At 68.3% G+C, this 18,784-nt stretch carries 22 protein-coding genes; 17 read left to right on the top strand and 5 right to left on the bottom strand.

Features of this window, described 5'->3' with window-relative positions; genetic code table 11:
• Positions 1-180: 180 nt before the first annotated feature.
• The 5 genes from C4V41_RS46285 to C4V41_RS64780 all read left to right on the top strand — a co-directional run bounded on the left by C4V41_RS46285 (position 181) and on the right by C4V41_RS64780 (position 3,642).
• On the top strand, positions 181-687 hold the full coding sequence (locus C4V41_RS46285) for a pyridoxamine 5'-phosphate oxidase family protein (RefSeq protein ID WP_103962425.1): 507 nt from the start codon (positions 181-183) through the stop codon (positions 685-687).
• A 42-nt stretch (positions 688-729) separates the two neighbouring features.
• A complete protein-coding gene (locus C4V41_RS46280; protein ID WP_235030803.1) occupies positions 730-1,689 on the top strand; it encodes an MBL fold metallo-hydrolase in 960 nt (319 codons plus the stop codon).
• A 259-nt stretch (positions 1,690-1,948) separates the two neighbouring features.
• Positions 1,949-2,509 carry a dihydrofolate reductase family protein gene (locus tag C4V41_RS46275; RefSeq protein WP_103962423.1) on the top strand — a complete coding sequence of 187 codons (561 nt, stop codon included), beginning with the start codon at positions 1,949-1,951 and terminating at the stop codon, positions 2,507-2,509.
• A gap of 239 nt (positions 2,510-2,748) precedes the next feature.
• Complete coding sequence (locus C4V41_RS64785; protein ID WP_235030802.1) at positions 2,749-3,147, top strand: DUF6069 family protein; 399 nt, start codon at positions 2,749-2,751, stop codon at positions 3,145-3,147.
• 72 nt (positions 3,148-3,219) lie between these two features.
• The gene (locus C4V41_RS64780; protein ID WP_235030801.1) at positions 3,220-3,642 is read left to right on the top strand and encodes a hypothetical protein; all 423 of its coding nucleotides are present in this window, start codon (positions 3,220-3,222) and stop codon (positions 3,640-3,642) included.
• Here the strand turns inward: C4V41_RS64780 and C4V41_RS46260 are convergent.
• The gene (locus C4V41_RS46260; RefSeq protein ID WP_103962421.1) at positions 3,576-5,066 is read right to left on the bottom strand and encodes a carboxylesterase/lipase family protein; all 1,491 of its coding nucleotides are present in this window, start codon (positions 5,064-5,066) and stop codon (positions 3,576-3,578) included. The two genes, C4V41_RS64780 and C4V41_RS46260, sit on opposite strands and share 67 nt — an antisense overlap.
• 97 nt (positions 5,067-5,163) lie before the next feature.
• Here C4V41_RS46260 and C4V41_RS46255 point away from each other — a divergent pair, with 97 nt between their 5' ends.
• Together C4V41_RS46255 and C4V41_RS46250 are read left to right on the top strand one after the other, a co-directional pair.
• On the top strand, positions 5,164-5,763 hold the full coding sequence (locus C4V41_RS46255; RefSeq protein WP_103962420.1) for a TetR/AcrR family transcriptional regulator: 600 nt from the start codon (positions 5,164-5,166) through the stop codon (positions 5,761-5,763).
• A gap of 503 nt (positions 5,764-6,266) precedes the next feature.
• Entirely contained in the window at positions 6,267-7,712 is a 1,446-nt protein-coding gene (locus C4V41_RS46250) for a tyrosine-type recombinase/integrase (protein WP_200824702.1), read from the top strand.
• 44 nt (positions 7,713-7,756) lie between these two features.
• Here the strand turns inward: C4V41_RS46250 and C4V41_RS46245 are convergent, their stop codons facing one another.
• Complete coding sequence (locus C4V41_RS46245) at positions 7,757-7,954, bottom strand: hypothetical protein (protein WP_103962419.1); 198 nt, start codon at positions 7,952-7,954, stop codon at positions 7,757-7,759.
• 602 nt (positions 7,955-8,556) lie between these two features.
• On the opposite strand from C4V41_RS46245, the gene C4V41_RS46240 reads away from it, so the two are divergent.
• The 5 genes from C4V41_RS46240 to C4V41_RS46225 all read left to right on the top strand — a co-directional run bounded on the left by C4V41_RS46240 (position 8,557) and on the right by C4V41_RS46225 (position 11,877).
• On the top strand, positions 8,557-8,931 hold the full coding sequence (locus tag C4V41_RS46240) for a GntR family transcriptional regulator (RefSeq protein ID WP_103962418.1): 375 nt from the start codon (positions 8,557-8,559) through the stop codon (positions 8,929-8,931).
• Positions 8,928-9,833, top strand: a complete 906-nt coding sequence (locus C4V41_RS46235; RefSeq protein WP_103962417.1) for an ABC transporter ATP-binding protein — start codon at positions 8,928-8,930, stop codon at positions 9,831-9,833. The genes C4V41_RS46240 and C4V41_RS46235 overlap by 4 nt, the downstream gene beginning before the upstream one ends.
• The gene (locus C4V41_RS46230; protein WP_103962416.1) at positions 9,830-10,525 is read left to right on the top strand and encodes an ABC transporter permease; all 696 of its coding nucleotides are present in this window, start codon (positions 9,830-9,832) and stop codon (positions 10,523-10,525) included. Before C4V41_RS46235 ends, C4V41_RS46230 begins: the two co-directional genes overlap by 4 nt.
• 112 nt (positions 10,526-10,637) lie before the next feature.
• Positions 10,638-10,871 carry a hypothetical protein gene (locus C4V41_RS61185; RefSeq protein WP_146104044.1) on the top strand — a complete coding sequence of 78 codons (234 nt, stop codon included), beginning with the start codon at positions 10,638-10,640 and terminating at the stop codon, positions 10,869-10,871.
• A gap of 409 nt (positions 10,872-11,280) precedes the next feature.
• The gene (locus C4V41_RS46225) at positions 11,281-11,877 is read left to right on the top strand and encodes a recombinase family protein (protein WP_103962415.1); all 597 of its coding nucleotides are present in this window, start codon (positions 11,281-11,283) and stop codon (positions 11,875-11,877) included.
• Between the two features lie 192 nt (positions 11,878-12,069).
• Here the strand turns inward: C4V41_RS46225 and C4V41_RS46220 are convergent, their stop codons facing one another.
• Positions 12,070-12,708, bottom strand: coding sequence for a TetR/AcrR family transcriptional regulator (locus C4V41_RS46220; protein ID WP_103962414.1), 639 nt, complete (start codon positions 12,706-12,708; stop codon positions 12,070-12,072).
• Between the two features lie 61 nt (positions 12,709-12,769).
• Between C4V41_RS46220 and C4V41_RS46215 the strand changes: the two genes are divergently transcribed.
• From C4V41_RS46215 to C4V41_RS66285, 3 genes are all read left to right on the top strand, one after another.
• Positions 12,770-13,438: a class I SAM-dependent methyltransferase gene (locus C4V41_RS46215; RefSeq protein ID WP_103962413.1), complete on the top strand. Its 669-nt coding sequence runs from the start codon at positions 12,770-12,772 to the stop codon at positions 13,436-13,438.
• 333 nt (positions 13,439-13,771) lie between these two features.
• Positions 13,772-14,155 (top strand): SAM-dependent methyltransferase, encoded by a 384-nt coding sequence (locus C4V41_RS46210; RefSeq protein WP_200824701.1) that lies wholly within the window; start codon positions 13,772-13,774, stop codon positions 14,153-14,155.
• A 290-nt stretch (positions 14,156-14,445) separates the two neighbouring features.
• Positions 14,446-15,762, top strand: a complete 1,317-nt coding sequence (locus C4V41_RS66285) for a DUF4158 domain-containing protein (RefSeq protein WP_407670159.1) — start codon at positions 14,446-14,448, stop codon at positions 15,760-15,762.
• 370 nt (positions 15,763-16,132) lie between these two features.
• Here the strand turns inward: C4V41_RS66285 and C4V41_RS46195 are convergent, their stop codons facing one another.
• Positions 16,133-17,191 (bottom strand): WD40 repeat domain-containing protein, encoded by a 1,059-nt coding sequence (locus C4V41_RS46195; RefSeq protein WP_103962412.1) that lies wholly within the window; start codon positions 17,189-17,191, stop codon positions 16,133-16,135.
• The gene (locus tag C4V41_RS46190; protein ID WP_103962411.1) at positions 17,178-17,750 is read right to left on the bottom strand and encodes a DUF6924 domain-containing protein; all 573 of its coding nucleotides are present in this window, start codon (positions 17,748-17,750) and stop codon (positions 17,178-17,180) included. The genes C4V41_RS46195 and C4V41_RS46190 overlap by 14 nt, the downstream gene beginning before the upstream one ends.
• 8 nt (positions 17,751-17,758) lie before the next feature.
• Here C4V41_RS46190 and C4V41_RS46185 point away from each other — a divergent pair, with 8 nt between their 5' ends.
• A complete protein-coding gene (locus C4V41_RS46185) occupies positions 17,759-18,343 on the top strand; it encodes a recombinase family protein (RefSeq protein WP_103962410.1) in 585 nt (194 codons plus the stop codon).
• Positions 18,344-18,479: 136 nt separating this feature from the next.
• A partial coding sequence (locus C4V41_RS62385) for a hypothetical protein (RefSeq protein WP_160150631.1) occupies positions 18,480-18,784 on the top strand: 305 nt, incomplete at its 3' end.

The following is an 18,784-nucleotide window of genomic DNA, read 5'->3' as shown; positions in this document are numbered from 1 at the left end:
CCGTACCGGCTCAGTGCCCACCACTGATGTCCAGACGCGTGCCGCCCGCCAGCCTGGGTGTACACCGTCGAACAAGGAGGTCACGATGCACACCCGACCGTGTTCCCGGATGCGGGGCGACCGTCATGGACGAGCTCTCGATCCACTGGACATCCACCGGGTCCAGCGGGGGGCGGCGTCATGACCGACATCGATCTGGACGCCCACGCCCGTGGCCTGATGGACGCCAACCTGTACGTGATTCTCGGCACCGCCGACGCCGAGGGCATCCCGTGGACGTCGCCGGTCTACTTCGCGACCGCCGACTACGCCGAGATCTTCTGGGTGTCCAGCCCCGACACGCAGCATTCCCGTAACCTCGCCGCGCGTCCCCGGCTGAGCATGGTGATCTTCGACTCGACGGTGCCGGCCTACCACGGCCGGGCGGTGTACCTGTCCGGCAGCGCCGCCGAGCTGACCGGCCGCGACCTGGACCGCGGTATCGAGATCTACCCCGGAGACCCCGGCCGGGGTGGGGCCACCCTGTCGATCGAGGACGTCACCGCACCGGCCGAGTGGCGCCTGTATCGCGCGACGATCAGCGAGGCGTTCGTGCTGTGCCCCCGCGAGCCGCGGCAACCGTGCTCCCTGCACGGCCTCGCCGGCGACCATCGCGCGCCGGTGATCCCCTGGCGGCATCCGGCCTAGAGCTCGACGGCGACAGGTGGCGAGGGATGCCTGAGTGACCGCTTGACCCTGCGGGACTGCACAGCGCCGAAAGAAATCATCATGGGCAAGGCAATCATGGGTTGCGCGTCGGTGCCGGCCGACGGCTATATCGCTTACGAGGGCGTCACGATGCATCGTTACGCCAATCCAGGATGCAAAGGAGGCGAGCTTGTGCTGAGGCGGGTCGCGGAGGGTGTGCTGGTCCACGAGAGCGAGTTCGTGCAGACCAATACCGTTGTGGTTCAGGGCCGGGCCGGTGTGTTGCTCATCGACGCCGGGATAACGGGCGACGAAATGGCCGCCATCGCGGACGGCCTTCGTGAGTTGGGCCAGCCCGTTGTGGCAGGCTTCTCGACGCATCCTGATTGGGATCACGTGCTCTGGCATGCCCGGCTCGGCGAGGCGCCCCGCTACGGTACCGACCGTTGCGCGGCCTATATGCGAGGTGTGCTGGCGGACCCAGATGCGAAGGCCCGCATCGCCGCCGACCTGCTCGAGACGGAAATCGCCGGGCAGGTACCGCTGGACCTGCTCGGCCTCATCACCGGCCTGCCCGCCGGAACCGCGCGGATCCCTTGGGACGGCCCTGATGTCCGGATCATCGAGCATCAGGCGCACGCCCCGGGCCACGCGGCGCTGTTCATCGAGGAGCGCGGGGTTCTCGTCGCCGGCGACATGCTCTCTGACGTCCTGGTACCGATGCTCGACGACGGAGACCTCGCCACCGCGATCGAGGAGTACCTCACCGCGCTGCAACTGCTGGAGGGCATGGCGGGTGACGTCGACGTCGTCGTCCCGGGCCACGGCTCCGTCGGCGGATCCGATCAGATGCGGGCCCGGATCGAGCTGGATCGGGCGTACGTAACCGCGTTACGCAACGGCCAGGTCCCCGCCGACCCACGGGTCGGACCATCGGCCAAGCCCGGCTGGGAGTGGGTGAGCGACATCCACGAAGGCCAACTCCGGCGCCTCGCCCACTGAAGCGAGCGCCACCGGGGATCGGTATGCGACACAACCGGTACACGCGGGTCGCCGGTCGGGATCTGGGGCGGCGGCACGACGTTCTCCAGGATGGTCGGGCCGGTCAGCGGAAAATTGCTCTCTGCGGAGCAGCGCGCCTCGCCTCACGGGCGGACGCTTGGGCGACGTCATCGATGCGCGACTCTGGCCGAGCGGCAGGCGGGATCCATCTCTCTTCGACAAAGTCACAGAACGCAAGCAGATCGCAGGAGGCGACACCATGAACCACCCCGAGCCGCAGACCGCAGGCGGCAAAGTGCTCCTTCACTTCAGCATGTCGCTGGACGGGTTCGTGGCGGGCCCGAACCACGCCATGGACTGGCTGGCCGGGGTCACCGGCCGCGACGGCGTGGAACAGGAGTACATCAAGACCACCGGCGCGGTCCTGGGCGGGCGGAACGGCTGGGACCGCGACCCGGGCGCCCGGCCCTACAGCGAGGACTGGAACGGCCCGATCTTCGTGCTCACCCACCACCCCGAAGACGCCACGCCCGCCGACGGCGTCACGTTCCTGAACTGCGACGTGGCCGAGGCCGTACGCATCGGCCTGGAGGCCGCCGGGGGCAAGAACCTCGAAGTCCTCTCCCCGACGATCGGCCGCCAACTACTCGAACGCGGCCTGATCGATGAAATCGACCTGCACATCGCCCCCATCCTGCTCGGTGACGGCATCCGGCTCTTCGACAACCCCGGCGGCCGGCCGATCCGGCTGCGACATGCCCACGGCTCACAACCCTTCGCCGAGATCGATGTGCGCTATCACCCCGTCGCAGAAGCCTAGGAACCACGACGGCCCTCCCCTGCGATGTCCTGAGGCGTCCGCTCCCTTCACCTCACGGGCCGGGAACACCACCGACCGCACCCATTTCACCGCCGTGATGGGACGCGATACGGGTACGCCGCCCCCGGCCCGGGAAGGCCGCGCATCCGAGTGCCACAGCTCCAAAGCGACCCGGGCCTGACCGTCCGAATAGTTCTCCTCCGAAAGGCATCAAAATGGCGCAGAACATCCACGAAGACGTGACCGCCACCGCTACCCCATCTTCCGCGCAGCCGCTGGTCATCGGTGGCTTGATCGCCGCGGTGGTCGCCGGCGCGGCGACCGCGACCGTCGCCGCGGTGGGCGAGCTCGCCGGGATCAGCCTGGTTGTCGGCGGCGCGCCGATTCCGGTGCCCGGGTTCGCCGTACTGACCGTCATCTTCTCCGCGGTGGGGTTGGTGCTGGCACTGGTGCTGGCCCGCTCGGTTCGCCGCCCGCGCACGGTATTCGCCCGAACCACCGTGGCGCTCACCGTGTTGTCGCTGGTGCCGGATCTGCTCGTGGACGCGGCCCCGGCCACGAGGGTGCTGCTGATGCTGACGCACGTGGTCGCCGCCGCGATCGTGATCCCGGCCATCGCCCGCCGCCTGTCCGCCTGAACCTTTCAAAGCACGCAGTACCTGCCGGCCGCCCCCGGGCCGGAGCAGCACGGAGCGGGCGATGTCGCCGACGTGATGCAGTTCGACGCGGCGTTCGGTGGCGAGCGAGGATTTGGCCATCAGCAGCGCCGCCACCGAGGTGTCGCCGATGCGGCTGCTCAGGTTCAGGTCGAGGGATTCGCGGTGCTTGCGGATGGCCCGGATGTAGCGGACGACCTCGTCGTGCTCCTTGACCTGGATCAGACCGGAGATGACGTGGAGCTGGTTGGCGAACTCGCGGGCCTCGCCGGCGCCGGTCAGCACGTCGTACAGGCGGTCGCGGATGCCGAGCGCGGGCAGGGTCATGCCGACGCAGTGCTCGGGCAGGTCCAGCAGCGTGCGGCCCATGTCGTTGACCATGGTGAGCCGGCGCTGCTGGTCCAGGGCGATTACGACAGATCGAAGGGGGCGGGCGAGTGGCCTTCCCAGATCTGGCGGGATGCCTGTTCGGGGTAGGGCAGAGTCTTCGACTCGGTGTCCAGGACGCGGGTGAGGTGCCCGCCGGGCCGGTGGGCGGACCAGCCCGCGTCGCCGGTGGTGACGAAGCGGACCCATGCCTCCTGGAGTTCGCGGGAGAGCGCGACTGCCTCGGGAGAGGGCTCCTCGCCGATGAGCTGGGTGCCGACGGGGCTGTCCAGCGTGCCGAACGCCAGGGGCACGTCGAGGCTGTGGCAGGCGCCCAGGATGCCGCCGAGGGCCGGGGCGACCCAGCACAGTTCGAACAGGTACGAGGTGCCGCCGGCTGCGGCGTTCGCCTCGGCCAGCTTCTGTGACGGCATGCGGAAGAGGGCGTCGGAGTACACCGTCTCCACCAGCTCCTCCGGGCCTGCCTGCGGGAACGCGGCACGGTAGGCCCGCGCGCCGTCAGGCTGCGGGGCGTGCAGTTCCAGGGCTGCGTGGGCGTCCTCCTCGGTGAAGGTGCCGTACCGTCCGCTCATGACGCTGAAGTACCGGAATTCGTCCCGGGTGTGGCCGACCAGCAGTTCGGTCCCGCTCGCGCGCGCGCCGGTCAGCGCGGGCCAGGGCGTTTCCGGGAGGACCTCGCCGTCGACGACGGGGCACAGCGCGGTGCCGGTCTCCGTGAGGCGTCCCCAGCTCTCCCGGTGCGCGTGGAGGCCGGCGTTGAAGGAGGTGAGCTCGGCGGCCAGGTGCCATGGGTCGATGTCGCGCAGGGCCTCGGCGGTGGGGGCCGCCGCGCCGAGCCGGTCCGCGAACGCGGCGGTGACCTGCCGTGCCAGCGCGGGGGTGCTGTGCAGCCCCGGCACCGAGTGGGCGATGGCCCGCCGGAACAGTCCGCGCGCCGGCTTCATCGTCAGCAGGGCGGCGACCGACCCCGCCCCGGCGGACACCCCGGCTACGGTGACCCGGCCGGGGTCGCCTCCGAAGGCGGCGATGTTGCGCTGCACCCACTCCAGCGCCGCGATCTGGTCGAGGAATCCGCGGTTGGGCGGCGCGTCGTCGAGGAACGCGAAACCCTCCGCGCCCACGCGGCAGTTGATGGTCACCACGACGAGTCCCGCCTCGGCCAGCGCTGCCGGGTCGAACATCGGGTCGCTCGACGCCGCCGCGAGGTAGCCGCCCACGGGGATCCACACCAGCACCGGCAGTCCCGCCGCGCCGGGATCGGGAGTGCCGACGTTGAGCGTCAGCCAGTCGGTGCCCTGTGGGGGCACGTCGATCGGCAGGGACAGCGGCACCACGGGGCCGAACTCGACCGCCTGCCTCGTCCCCTCCCAGCGGTGCGGCGGCGCGGGCGCGGCGAAGCGGAGCGCTCCGACCGGGGGCTGGGCGTAGGGGATGCCGCGGAACACCGCGTGCCCCTGCCGCCGGCGCCCCTGCACCACGCCTTCCGTGGTCCGTACCTTTGGCTGCTCGGACATGACGATTCCTTCCCTCGAGTGGAACCCAGGATTATGGGTCAGGTGTATTATGTCAATCGTATTGGAACAGTCTCGGGGTACGAGGAAGGGGCCGGCGATGCCGAAACAGGTGGATCACCGCGGACGCCGCGAAGCGATCGCCCGCGCACTGTGGCGGGTGGTGGAGCAGCGCGGCGTCACACAGCTGACGATGCGCGTGGTGGCGCAGGAGGCGGGCATGTCACTCGGGCAACTGCAGCACTACTTCGCCTCCCGGACCGCCATGATCTCCTTCGCCATGGACTTCGCGTCCGAGCAGACCTCGGTACGCGTACACCAGGGGCTCGAAAAGCTCGGTGACCGTCCGCACCCCCGTGACGTGCTGCGACTGACGATCGCGGAAATGCTCCCCCTGCATGCCGACGCCCGCGCGACCAGCCGGATGAGCGCCGCCTACGTCCTGGAGGCGCTGCACGACGAGGCCGTGCACGAGCAGGCGCGCCGCGGCCTCGTCCAAGGGCGGGCCCTCGTCGAGCAGTTGGTCCGCCAGGCGATCGCCGACGGGCACATCGACTCCGGTCGCGACCCGGCGACCGAGACCAACCTGCTCCTCGCCCTCACCGGCTTCACCTCACTGATCGAACTCGACGTGATTGAGCCCCAGGACGCGCTCGCCGCGATCGACGTGCATCTGGACCGGCTGTTCAGGGGTACGTGACCTGCCCCCGGACACGGGGCAGGGGGGACAAGATCAGCTCTCCGGCCTGGTGCCATCTGACCGGCCACCTCTACCTCGGCACCGAGCCCGCAACGACCGTCCCATCTACGCCCTGAGCGTCCGCGCCGACGCCCGCCGTACCGAGCCCCACGCACCGTGGCGGTCAACCACCGACTGACCCTCACCCAGCTCCATGTTCGCGCGGTCTCGGGGGTGGACCTGCAGTGGAACCGTTTCGTACGGCAAGCGCCTTCCCGCAGGCCGGGGCAGGTGCCGGACGGGGCCTGCGTGGGGTCGTCAGCGTACGTTTCCGTTCCGGCGCAGCTCACTTGTGATCATGGTTTCGGGGGTGGATCGGCTGGTTGGTGACGCCTGGCGATGGTGATCTTCGTGTCCGGAAGTCCTCAGTAACGGACAAGATCGACTAGTGGCAGAACTCAGTCCGGAATCAATGTTGCGAAACATCCCGTCACGCAGCCGGGTTTCGATACACGATCGAGCTTGTGAGCCTGCCTGTGCGCCCCCTCGCCGGTCAGCGCATCGGCTGCGCCCGAATCTCCAGCACGTCACAGAACCTGGATGGACAGACTGACGCGCTGAACGTGGCGGGTTGCGAGAAAATCTTCGCCGACACCAACGCCGCCAAGCAGTGGATCACCCATCTGCACCAGTTACAGGTGGTGCTGTTCCACCGCGGACAGATCGCCACCCAGCCCCGCAAGCTGATGCCGTCCTGGAAGCCGCCACTGGTGCTGCCACCACGGATGCAGGCAGTGGCGGACAAGTGGCTGGCAGCCCGGCGGCTCACCGACGCGCCACTGACGGTGGAGAAGCTGGAAATCGCCCTGCGCAAGTTCGGCGAGTGGATCACCGAACACCATCCCGGCATCGTCTCCTATGCCGACGTCACTCGCGACCACTGCCTGGCCTGGGCGGAGTCGCTGGCGCAGACCCCCGCCGAGAAGACCGGCAAGCCGCTGGGCCCGGTCACTCGCAACCAGCGCATCTCCGCGCTGTCGCTCATGTTCCGGGACGCCTCAGCGTGGGAGTATGACGACGTCCCCGGCTTCGCACCCATCCCCCGCGCGATGCGCCCAGGACGCAACAGCGGAATCCCGCGCTTCATCCCCGACCACGAACTCGATCTGGTTATGCCCGTCATCAACCAGATCACCTGCCCGTTCCAGCATGCGGCACTGCTGATCGCCCGCTGGTCCGGAGCCCGTCGCGACGAGATCCGGCACCTGCCGGTCGACTGCCTGGACCACTACCCGGACGGAACCCCGCGGCTGCGGCTGCCCGGCCGCAAGACCTACAAGGAACGGATGGTCCCGCTTCACCAGGACGCCGCCGACGCGCTCCAGACGCTCATCGAGCTACGCCAGAACGGCCCGGAGCGCCCCTTCACCGACCCCCGCACCGGTGAGCAGGTCCACTACCTGTTCATGAACCACGGCAAGCTGCTGTCGCTGTACTACCTGTTCAACACCCCGATCCAGCAAGCCTGCATCCAGGTCGGGCTGGTCGACCCGGGCCGCAAGAAGAACGGCCCCGGCGTCCGGGGCACCATCTCCGCCCGCCGCTTCCGGCACACCGTCGGCACCCAGCCCGCCGAGCGCGGCGCCAAGCTGCACACCATCATGAAGGTGCTCGGCCACTCCTCGGTCTCCGAGGCACTCGTCTACACCCAGATCAGCGACCAGGAAGTCCTGCGCGACCACAAGTCCGTCCTGGTCCCCGGCGCGGTCATCGCCGGACCGGCCGCGCTCGACGTGAAGTCCGGCGTCCTGCCCGAGGAAGCGGTTCACTGGCTGAAGACCAACTTCTTCAAGACCGAGCTTGAGCTCGCCACAGCGCCACCGCCCGCCGGCTGCAGGGCCTGCTCAATGATCTCGGAGACCCCGTCGACCGTGACGGCGCCCCTGAGCGAGGGCCTTCTTGAAGAATGATTCCGTCCTCTAACTCAACCATCACGTGGGAGTCCGCACCGGCACTAGCGCGGCCACCGCTCCACGATCACCATCACCGCTGCGGTGATCATGCATGCCAGGACGAGCGTCGACAGCAGGACGACGAACATGGTTCCGTTCTGCGGCCCGGCCTGGCCTGCCATGGCCGCGCAGTCACCCAGCAGCAGGATGACCCACCCGGCTAAGAGCGGCAGCAGGTAGAGATTGCGGTGACGGTTCAAGATGCATCCCTCGCGGTCGGGAAGATGACAGCCGTTGATCTTCTCGTATTGGTGGGATGAAGGAAGCCTGCAGAGTTGAGCGCCTCCCACGCGAATGCCTGTTCGTTCCGGCGGAGTGGTCCGACTTTCATGATCCATCGGGCTGGTGACTGAGGACTCGAGACAGCCACTCAGGGAGGATCGTGCAGCTCCATCGGCTGAACGACCCGCGAGCACGTCACGCGGTCCGCCGTCTGCTCGGTGCGCAGCGCCGACGATGTGGCCAAGCGCCTTTCGCTCGGCGGCGCTGCGCAAGCTCCGGAGGCGGGCAACCCGGACTAGCTTCATGATCGTGGTAGGGCGGTGCGCGCCCCTGGCAGGACGGCGCCGGGCCCGGACGATCGGCGTACGCAGACGAATCGAATCTGCCCTGTGGGCTTGACCTTGACGCTGCGTCAGCCCTCCATTCTGGCGGTCATGAGCAGCCTTTTCCTGAGCGGGAAACGGGTCCCGGCGCCGCCGCCGGCTGAGGTCGCGGGACGCCCGGGCGGCTTGACAGCCGCGTCGCAAGGTTGCATGGTTACTTACACATGTAGCTAACCAGTTGGGCGGCTAAGCCAACGATGGACCACGACCGACCGATCTTCCTTCAGATCGCCGAGCTGATCGAGAACTCGATCATCGACGGGTCGCTGGTGGAGGAGGCCCAGGTCCCGTCCACCAACGAGCTTGCCGCCTTTCACCGGATCAACCCGGCCACCGCGGCCAAGGGCGTCAACCAGCTCGTGTCGGAGGGAACGCTCTACAAGCGACGCGGCATCGGCATGTTCGTCGCCGGTGGCGCCCGGGCCAGGCTGCGCGAGCGGCGACGGGAACGGTTCGCCGAACAGTACGTGGAACCCCTGCTCGCCGAGGCCCGCAAGCTCGGTATCGGCCACGACGAGCTGATGAAGATGATCGATTCATTCGGTGCGGTTGTCGGGAGGGACCTGGGATGACGGCGGTGGTAACCGCACACGGGGTGACCAAGCGCTTTGGTGACGTCACGGCGCTCGACGACGTGAGCTTCGCGCTGGCCGAGCACACGATCTACGGCCTGCTCGGGCGCAACGGGGCGGGCAAGACCACCCTGATGCAGATCCTCACCGGGCAGGCGTTCGCGTCGTCGGGGAACGTGTCGGTCTTCGACGCGCCGCCGGTGGAGAACCCGGCCGTCCTGTCGAAGGTCTGTTTCGTCCGGGAGAGCCAGCTCTACCCCAACGTCTACACCGTGCGCCATGTCTTTCGCACCGCACGCCGGCTGTTTGCGAACTGGGACGACACGTTCGCGCACGGCCTCGCCGCGGACTTCCAGCTACCGGCCGGGCGGCTGGTCCGCAGGCTCTCGCGGGGCATGCTGTCGGCCCTCGGCGTGACCGTCGGGCTGGCCGCGCGGGCGCCCCTGACGTTCTTCGACGAGCCGTACCTCGGGCTCGACCCGGCCGCCCGGCAGCTTTTCTACGACCGCCTGCTCGCCGACTACGCCGGGCATCCCCGCACCGTGGTGCTGTCCACCCACCTCATTGATGAGGTGAGCGATCTGGTCGAGCGGGTGCTGCTCATCGACCGTGGCCGGCTGCTGCTCGATGAGGACGCCGACGACCTGCGCGGGCGGGCGGTGGCGGCCACCGGACGGGCGGAGGCCGTGGACGGGTTCGCCGCCGGACGCACCGAGTTGCACCGCGAGCGGTTGAGCGGCCTGGTCCGGTCGACCATCCTCGGTGGGCTCGGACCGCACGCGAAGGCGCTCGCGCAGGAGCTGAACGTCGAGCTGGAGCCGCTGTCGTTGCAGCAACTCGTGGTCCGCCTGACCGTACCGCCGACGACAACGGCGCCGGCGGACCGGGAGGCCGCCCGATGAACCGCATCCGTCAGGTGGCCCGTCTCCAGATGCCGGCCTGGCCGCAGATCCTGGGCTGGACGTGGAGCATGATGGCCGTCGCGTTCGGCATCAACCTGTTGACCTTCATGGCGAACTACGACCCGGGCGACGGCGTGACGAACACCGGCGGCCTGGTCAGCCTGTGGGGCGTCGCGATCGGGATGGCCACCGTCTCGGTCACCCAGATCTTCCCGTACGCGCTGGGCATGAGCGTGACCCGCCGGGAGTTCTACCTGGCCTGGTCGCTGCTCGCAGTCGTCCAGTCGCTGGCCTACGCGCTGGTGCTCTGCCTGCTGCGCGCCGTGGAACAGGCCACCGGCTACTGGGGGATGGGGATGCGCTTCTTCGGCCTGCCGTTCATGGATGACGCCAACCCGGTGCTGCTCCTGCTCGGGTACGCGGTACCCATGCTGGTCGTGACCCACCTCGGGATCCTGCTCGGCACGTTGCACCTGCGCTGGGGTACCACCGGCGTCCTCGCCAGCCTCACCTTGGCGTTCACAGCGCTCGGGCTGGCCGCCGCGCTGATCACGTGGACCCGGCAATGGCACGCGATCGGCCGCTGGTTGCTCGACCAGTCCCCCACGGCGCTGCTCGCCGGCTGGCCGGTCCTGGTGGCCGCCGCGTTCGCGGTCGGCGGGTACAGGCTCATCCGCCGTGCCACGGCATAGACGCGGTGGGCACTCGGCCGCTCCGGACACCGGACAACGCGAACACCAACATCCGCCGTGATGGGCCGCCAGATTGTCAGCCCTGTCCGCCCCCGTCCTTGGGAGAGATGCAATGACGAACAACAACACGCCCCCGCCCGCCGAAGGTCTCGGGATCTGGGCAAATCTCGGGATCTGGATCGCATTTGGCGCTGCCTTCGGCCTCCTCGTCGGCGTCGTCGTCGGGGGTTTTTTCGACAACTTCACTTACGGTGTCGGGCTAGGTTCGTCCTTCGGTCCGGGCCTGGGTGTGGCCGCCTGGGCCGTCTTCATCGCGCCGCGAAGGAATGCCCGCCGCGACTCCTGAGCGTCGCGCCAGGTCGTCGGTATGCTGCCCATCATCCGGGTCGCGTTCATCACCCGCGGCTCCGCACTGCGCGCCGCCTTCCCCAAGGGGCGCTGATCGGGCGTCGAGCGCGTTTCCCCACCCTCGGCGGCGCCGCCCCGCCCCACGTGAGACGGCGTCTGCCGCTCAGCGGCAGGGTGTGAGTGCCCTTCTCGCAGCTATCCCGGTCCGCTACTGGGCCCCACTCGGGTCCGCGTCACCAGCCGCAAAGTAGCGCTGAGTAACCATCGCTACTCTGTGTGGTCGCAAGGTTGGTCATCTCAGTGTCGAGTAACGGTCGTCTGTCAATCACGGAGCCGCAGGTGGGCACCGTCGATAACTCGTGTCGAAAATCAATGTCGGTGAACGGTCCGTGGAGTAGATTTCGCCAGTGCTCTTCGGCTACGCGCGGATCAGTACCGCCGGCCAGAACCCCGACCACCAGATCGACGCGCTGCTGCGCGCGGGCCTCGACCGCGATGCCATCCATCTGGACAAGGCCAGTGGCGCCAAGGCTTCTCGGCCCAGCCTCGCGCTGGTTCTCAAGCTGCTGCGCGAGGGCGACACGCTGAAGGTCACCCGGCTGGACCGGCTGTCGCGCTCGGTCCTGCACTTGGTCACCCTCGGGGCGGACCTGCGCGAACGCGGGGTGGGACTGCATGTGATCGAGCAGGTCATCGACACCGACACGATGGAGAGCCGCGCGATGTTCGGTATGTTGTCGGTCCTGGCCGAGCTGCAGCGCGAGCTGATCGTGGCCAACACGATGGACGGCCTGGCCTCCGCCCGCGCCCGCGGCCGGGTCGGCGGACGCCGGCCCAAGCTCACCGCCGACCAGGCCGCCCTCGCCCAGCAGCTGTACGACATGCGGGACAAGACCGTCCAGCAGATCGCGGACTTGTTCGGGGTGCCGCGCTCGACGGTGTACGGGCATCTGAAGGGCGACACTGTGCCCCGCCAGCCAAAGAAGACCCTGGATAGGGCGTAGTCGGACCGGGGGCGGAGTTTTGTTTGTCGTGGTCGGCCTACCGGCCCCGGGGCTTGGGTGGCCGGGGTGATCTGGTTGGCGTAGGGCCCGGTATGGGTGTCGGCCAGGTTGTCCGACCCGGCCCGCAGGAGGCCGGCCAGGTGGTTGGCCACCAGCATTGCGGGTTGGAGGACGATCGTGACGTCCGTCCGCTTAGCCGGGGTCGGCGCAGAGTTGGGAGGTCAAGGCGGTGCGGGCCCACTCTTCCCACGTGTCCGGTGACCAGTCGCGGTCGCGGACGAAGATCAGGTAGAGCTGCGGGCTGAGGAGGCCGAACAGCAGGTCCGCCGCCATCTCGATGGAGAGGCCGGGACGGGTGTCGGGCTTGCCGGCCAGGGCTTCGGCCGCTGCGTACTGCACGGTGTAACGCGGGTCGGGGCCGTCCGGCCACTGCGCGGCGATCTCAGGGTCGGTGGCCGCGGCAGCCGCGATCAGCGGCATGATCGGGGCGACTCGGCCCAGGATCTCGCGGGTGCCGTGGACGTGCGCGCGCAATTGCCCGGCTGCGGTGGGCTCGGCGCACGCGGCGCGAAACCACTCACGATCCATGGTGGCGACCGGCTCGGTGTCCCCGGCGATGGACGTGTCGACGACGTCCTTGAACAGCGTGCGCTTGTTGCGGAAGACGAAGTAGATCGTCTGGACGGCCACGCCCGCCCGGTCCGCGACCTCCTGCAGGTTCGTCGCCCCGTAACCCTGCGCGACGAACAGCTCGCGAGCCGCCTCGACGACCTTTTCACGGGTGTGCCGTGAGCGCTCGGCTCGCTTGTCCGGCCGTTTGACTTTGTCCATATTGCGAGTATATCTCTAGAGTATGTCACTAGAGTTCAACTCTATATTCTTGGAGGAGACGATGGACCAGCCCAACGCCACCCAGAAGCCGGAACCGGACCTGGCCTCAACGCAGCGAGACCAGGAGGAGGAGTCCGTCCACCGTGCGCTGGAGGGCTACTACCGCGCCGGCAAGCCGCCGTGGGACACCGGCCTGACGCCGCCCGAGCTGGTCGCCCTGGTAGAAGGGCACGGCGCGCTGCCGCCCGGCCGCGCCCTCGAACTCGGCTGCGGCACGGGGACCAACGCCACCTACCTCGCACGGCACGGCTGGGAGGTGGCGGCCGTCGACCTGATCGACCGCGCCGTCGACCAGGCCAGAAAGAAGGCTGCAGCGACGGGAGTGGCGGTACGGCTGCTGCACGGAGACGCCACCCGCCTCGACGAGCTGGACGTGCCGGGCCCCTTCGACCTGTTCTTCGACCTGAGCTGCTACTGCGGGGTCCCGCTGCACCGCCGCGACGCCTACGCCGCCGGGCTCACCCACCGCGCCGCTCCCGGAGCACGGTTGCTGATGTTCGGGTACGGCCCCGAGCCGCTCGGCAATCCAATCCCCGAGGTCACGTCGTGGGCGGCGGGCGTCACAGCCGATGAGCTCCGCGCCAGGTTCGCCGGCTGGGAACTACTCGACGTCACACCGGGCACCAACTCGGTGCCGACCTTCTGGTTCACGCTGCGCCGCGACGCCTAGGAATCTCCGGTCGCGGGTTTCTGTAGGTCTGTGGCAAGTTTCACGCCGCCCGAGCAAGTCGAGCTTGGGCGGCGTAGTGGTCGACATGCCGGGTGACGGCCCTGAGCGCCGCTCGTAGTCCAGGTGGCATTTGAGGCTGATCGGTCGCGGCGAGTGGCGCCGACTCGCCAGCCGGCCCGCGGTGCGGCAGTTGCGGCCGGGGCTCCGGCGGCTGAACCCCGATTCACCTGAACGGCGAATCCGTGCTGTTCAACCGGCTCGAACACCCTCGCTAACCACCGCGGTGCCCTCGGGCGCTACTAGAACGTGGAGATCACCATCACAACCGGCACCGTGACCCTGCGACCAGTCGGCCGGGTGGTGGGCGGTCGCAGCGAGATGGTCGAAGACGACTGGCACGACGTTCGAGCCGTGATCCGGCTGGACGGTGAGACCTTCACCGCCTCGGCGGTGCTCGGCCTGGAGGGCTTCTCCCACCTGGAGGTCGTCTTCCTCTTCGATCGGGTCGACCCAGCCAAGGTACGCACCGATCCCCGCCCCCCACGAGGGAACCCGAGCGCGGCCCCTGTAGGGATCTTCGCCCACCGGGGGCCATACCGTCCCAACCGTCTTGGTGTCTCCCGCTGCCGACTCCTCGCCGTGGACGGCCTGAACTTGCACGTCGCCGACCTGGACGCGCTGTCAGGCACCCCATCCTGGATATCAAGCCGTACCTGATCGAGTTCGCCCCCCGCCATCCGGTCACCCAACCGGCCTGGGCCACCGAGCTCATGAGCTCCTACTACTGAGGTTCCGGACGGCGGGCCCCCGCCGTCCGTCCAGTGATCAACCTGATCGCAGGGCCATGGCCTCTCGTAGACGACACCCATCACCCGTGTCTGCGACCAGGCCGAGCACCTCCGCATCGTCCAATGAAGAGAGCTACTGATATGAACGTATTCCTGTGGATACTGGCCTGTCGTTAACGAGGCTGTCACCAGGTACATGGGGTGCTGTCGAAGCGGTTCTTGACGTTCTTGCATGGCCGGGCGTGGACGCATGCGGAGGGGCCGACGGCGTTGTTCGATCAGTCGGTGGCGTGGCTGCGCCGGCATCGGGTGCTGCTGCCGGGGGTGACGGTGCTGGAGCGGCTGGTGGCCAGCGTCCGGGAACAGGCTGATGAGCGCCTGTATGCGACGGTGACGCGTCAGGTGGAACGCGTCGACGCGGGGTTGCCGCGGGCGTTGGCGGCGCTGCTGGTGGTTCCCGAGGGGGCGCGGATCTCGGAGCTGGAGCGGCTGCGGCAGGCGCCCAAGCGGCAATCGGGCACCGAGATGGTCAAGGCGCTCAAGCGAGTGGACGACATCGCGGCGTTCGAGCTGGGGCGGGTGCGGGTGGGCAAGGTGCCGGTGCGGCGGATGAAGACGCTGGCCAAGTACGGGGCGGGTACCAAGGCGCCGTTGCTTGCCAGGTTGGCTGAGCCGCGCAAGACGGCCACGATGCTGGGGGTGACCCGGTCGTTGGAGGCCGAGGCGATCGACGACGCTCTCGATTTGTTCGCGCTGCTGATGGCCACCCGGTTGATCTCGCCGGCGCGGCGCAAGTCGGCGGGCGAGCGGCTGGCGATGTTGCCCAGGCTGGAGAAGGCCTCCAAGCTGCTGTCGCGGGCGGGCCGGGTCCTGGTGGAGCAGCTGGACCTGGTTGCCGAGGTGGGCGCCGATCTGGACGTGGCCGCGTTGTGGACGGCGGTCGCCTACCAGGCCGGCGTGAGCAAGGAGCAGGTGCTGGCCGCGCTGGGGCAGGTGGAAGAGCTGGTGCCGGAAGAGGACGGGGACGGGTCGGCGGAGGCGGCATTGCGTGCCGCGCTGGCCGACAAGTACAACACCGTCCGGCCGTTTTTGAAGTTGTTGGGCGAGTCGAAGGCGCTGGGGGCGGCGGCGGGCGGGCGTCAGGTGCTGGCCGCCGTACGCTGCCTGCCGGAGCTGGCGCGCCGGCAGGTCGGCAAGAAGCCGCTCCTGCCCGCTACGGGAACGCTGCACGATGAGCAAGCACGGCCGCACCCTGCAGGTGCACCCCACGACGCCCTGTTACGCCAAGCACGCCACCAATGGATCACCGACCCCGATCTGACCGCTGTCTACCGGCGACATCGCCCCATGGTCGAACGCTCCATCGCCTGGCTGATCGGCGCGGACGGCCGCGCCCGCAAGCTCCGCTACCGCGGCGTCCTGCGCAACGACCTCTGGCTCCACCTACGAGCAGCCGCCCTGAACCTGCGCCGCCTGATCAACCTCGGGCTCACCCCCGTACAGGGCATCTGGACCCTGCAACCGACCGCCGGCTGAGACCACCCAGCGGGCAGCAAGCCCAAGGCAGCTTCATCCCCAGACCTCGACTGCCACATCCTCTACCTGCAGTCGATCACATCAACAACATCTTCAGACGGCTCCTAGCCGAGGCAGAGGAGCATGTGCGGAGTCTGGCGGCGGAGGGCGGTGAGGACAGCCAGTAGGCAGGGCTCGGTGGAACCGCCCTGGTCGAAGCGAGCGCAAAGCCATGCGGGGTCCACCCATGCGTAGACCGGCGGGTCCCCGGGCTCGATGCGCGCCCGGGGGAACTACCGCACAGTCCACCGAGGCGGTGTTCCACAGACCGTCCCTGAGCCCGGAAGGCGAACGGGGTAACTCGGAGCTGAGGTCGGACAGCGCCACCTCCCTACGACGGAATCTCCCAGACGTCGACGGAACTGAACCTTCCACTGCTGACGACCACAGGACGACCGTGGAGCTCGGCCAGCCGTACCCCGAACACCTCGGAATCGTACTTCTGGAACGGCCGGCCCAGCACCCGACGTTCCGTCAGGTCCCAGACGCAGATGGTGCCGTCCTCGGCCCCGGTGACAGCGACGGGGACCCCGTGCACGGTGTCGGCGTCGAGGCACACGATCTCGCCACCAGGCACGGTGAGCTCCTCCCCCCACTCGCCGGACCTCGGATCTCCCACCAGGAGCCGCTGCTGGCCCGCCGCCACGACCTGGGTACGACCATCTACCACCACCAGGGCGAAATCAGTGAGCGTCGCCCCGGGGAAGCGACCCGAGTCCTCGGAGCCGGCAAGGCGATCGAGGCTGTCGAACTCGGCCAGAGGCCTTCCCTCGACATCCCATACGGCCACGACTCCGCTCGGGTGACCGCCGACCACCACAGGGCGGCCGTCCAGCAGTCCCGCCGCGGCAGCACTACTGGTCCTCGATTTGCACCACAACCTGACACTGACCAGGGAGTCGTACGGTGAGGGCTGCTCCGGCTTGTCCTCGTCGCCGTCGTCGTCGTCAGGCTCGGTCAGGGACGGGTCCCAGAGATCCACCCCCGTGAAGCTCGAAGCTCCCACGACGAACCTTGAATACCCCCCGAAGTCGGCCCTGACCGCGGAGGCCGTGCCGTAATCCTGTGCACTCAGCCGTACCCTGCCAGTCGTCAAGTCCCACATTGCGAAGCCTTGGTGGTCACCACCACCGCCGATCACGATCCGCCCGTCCACCACCGCCGCACAGAGCGAGGTGAGCTCGGTGAAGCTTTCCTCATCCGGAGCGTCGAGCTCGTACGTCATCCAACGGTCGGCTCCCGGATCCCAGGTGCAGGCACGGCAGTCCTCGTCGGGGGTGCCGACGACGAGCAGTTGACCGTCGAGGGTGATGAGATCGAAGTCGTACATATGACTGCCGAACGTGCCGAACGGGGCCAGGCTGCTGATGAGCGGCTCATTGCTTGTCATGCCCGCATCTTGCCAGCACCCTCTGACCTCCAGGGTCCTCAAAACCGTACGCGGGGTCGCTGACGTAGGTCGCATCTGTGTACTCGCTCAGGCCATCGAGCAGTGCCTGCAACGCCAGCCATTTCGAGTCGTCGCTGAAATCGGTGCGCAGCACAAGGGACGTCAGGTCGGCGGGCTGAGGAAGGCTCATAGAGATGATCTTTCCTAGCGGCCACGCGCACATGGACTTTCCGGACAGAGGTTTCCGGACGATATCGCACCTGGTCGTTAGGGTGTCCAGCAACGTATACGTTTCTGGACGGGCGAGGGGGCTCACATAACGTTCATCTACGACGGCCAGCGGCCGAAGATCCTGCGAGCGCAGGTCGACGGCAAGGATGGCTACGTCCTGCTGCCCGACCAGGACGACCCCGAAGGGGCGATCTACTTCTCCTCCTGGCAAGGCGGCCTCACCCGGTGGGTGTCGGAACTGTCCCTCATCATCGGCCAGACTCCGCCGGAAGACCTGCCGCCCCTCGATGAATACCTCCAGACGCCCTGACCCCCTCACGCCCGCCACGAGGACTCATGGGCCGCATCGTCGCCTACGCGCGGGTCTCCACCCGCGATCAAAACCCCCAGCTCCAGCTCGACGCGCTCGCCGAGCACGGCTACGACGTCCTGTTCCAGGAAAAGATCTCCAGCCGCCTGCGCGGGAACCGTCCCGAATTCGCCGCCGCCCTGGCCGCACTGCGCCCCGGCGACACGTTGAAGTTCTGGAAGTCCGACCGATGGGGCCGCTCAGCCGCGCACGTGCTGACCGTGGTGACCGAGCTGCGCGAGCGCGGCGTCAAGGTCGTGTCCCTGACCGAGAACTTCGACCTGGACACCAAGGAGGGCCGCTTCATGTTCGCGGTCCTGGCGGCCGCCGCCGAGTACGAACTGGAACTGCGCGCCGAGCGCCAGGCCGAGGGCATCGCCGCCGCCAAGCGCCGCGAAGCCACCGGCGCCATGCTGCCTGGCAAGAAGAAGACCGGCCGGCCGCGCGCCATCGGCCCCGCCGAACTGGACACCCTGCGCCGCCTGGTCGACGACGGCGCCTCGGTCACCCAAGCCGCCCGCACTCTCAAAATCGGACGCTCCACCGCCTACGCAGCACTCGCGCGGCGCTGACCAGCGGCTATCCCACCGACATTCCGTTTCTGCCCGCTGGCACCCCGAGCAAGATCCTTCTCAGCGCCGACGGCTGTCCGCCTGTTCCTCGACCCCGATGAAGTCCCAGAGTTCATGCGAACTGAAGGTTCATCCGATGGAACTGAAGGTTCTTCATCCCTCATGGACCGTTTCGACCCTTGGGTTCGTCGCGCCTGGCGGGGTCTTGCTCTTCAGCTGCGGTGGCCAGGAGAACGCGGGCGTTCTCGGCGTAGCGGATAGCGGTCTTGGGGTCGAGGCCGAACACTGCGGCGAGGTGGAGCGGGTCCGGGCCGTGTGTGAGGGCTTCCTCAAGCTGCCGATCAACGCGAAGGCGTTCGAGCGTCGCAGCCTGACCGCGGAGCTTCTTGGCGAAGTAGATCTTGGAGACCGGGCCGGTGCCGAGGGCACTCAGCTGATTGA

This window comes from Nonomuraea solani, from assembly GCF_900108335.1.
In the GTDB taxonomy this organism is placed as follows: Bacteria; Actinomycetota; Actinomycetes; order Streptosporangiales; family Streptosporangiaceae; genus Nonomuraea; species Nonomuraea solani.
The sequence above is the reverse complement of the archived record's forward strand: the minus strand, read 5'-3'. Positions and strand labels throughout refer to the sequence as shown.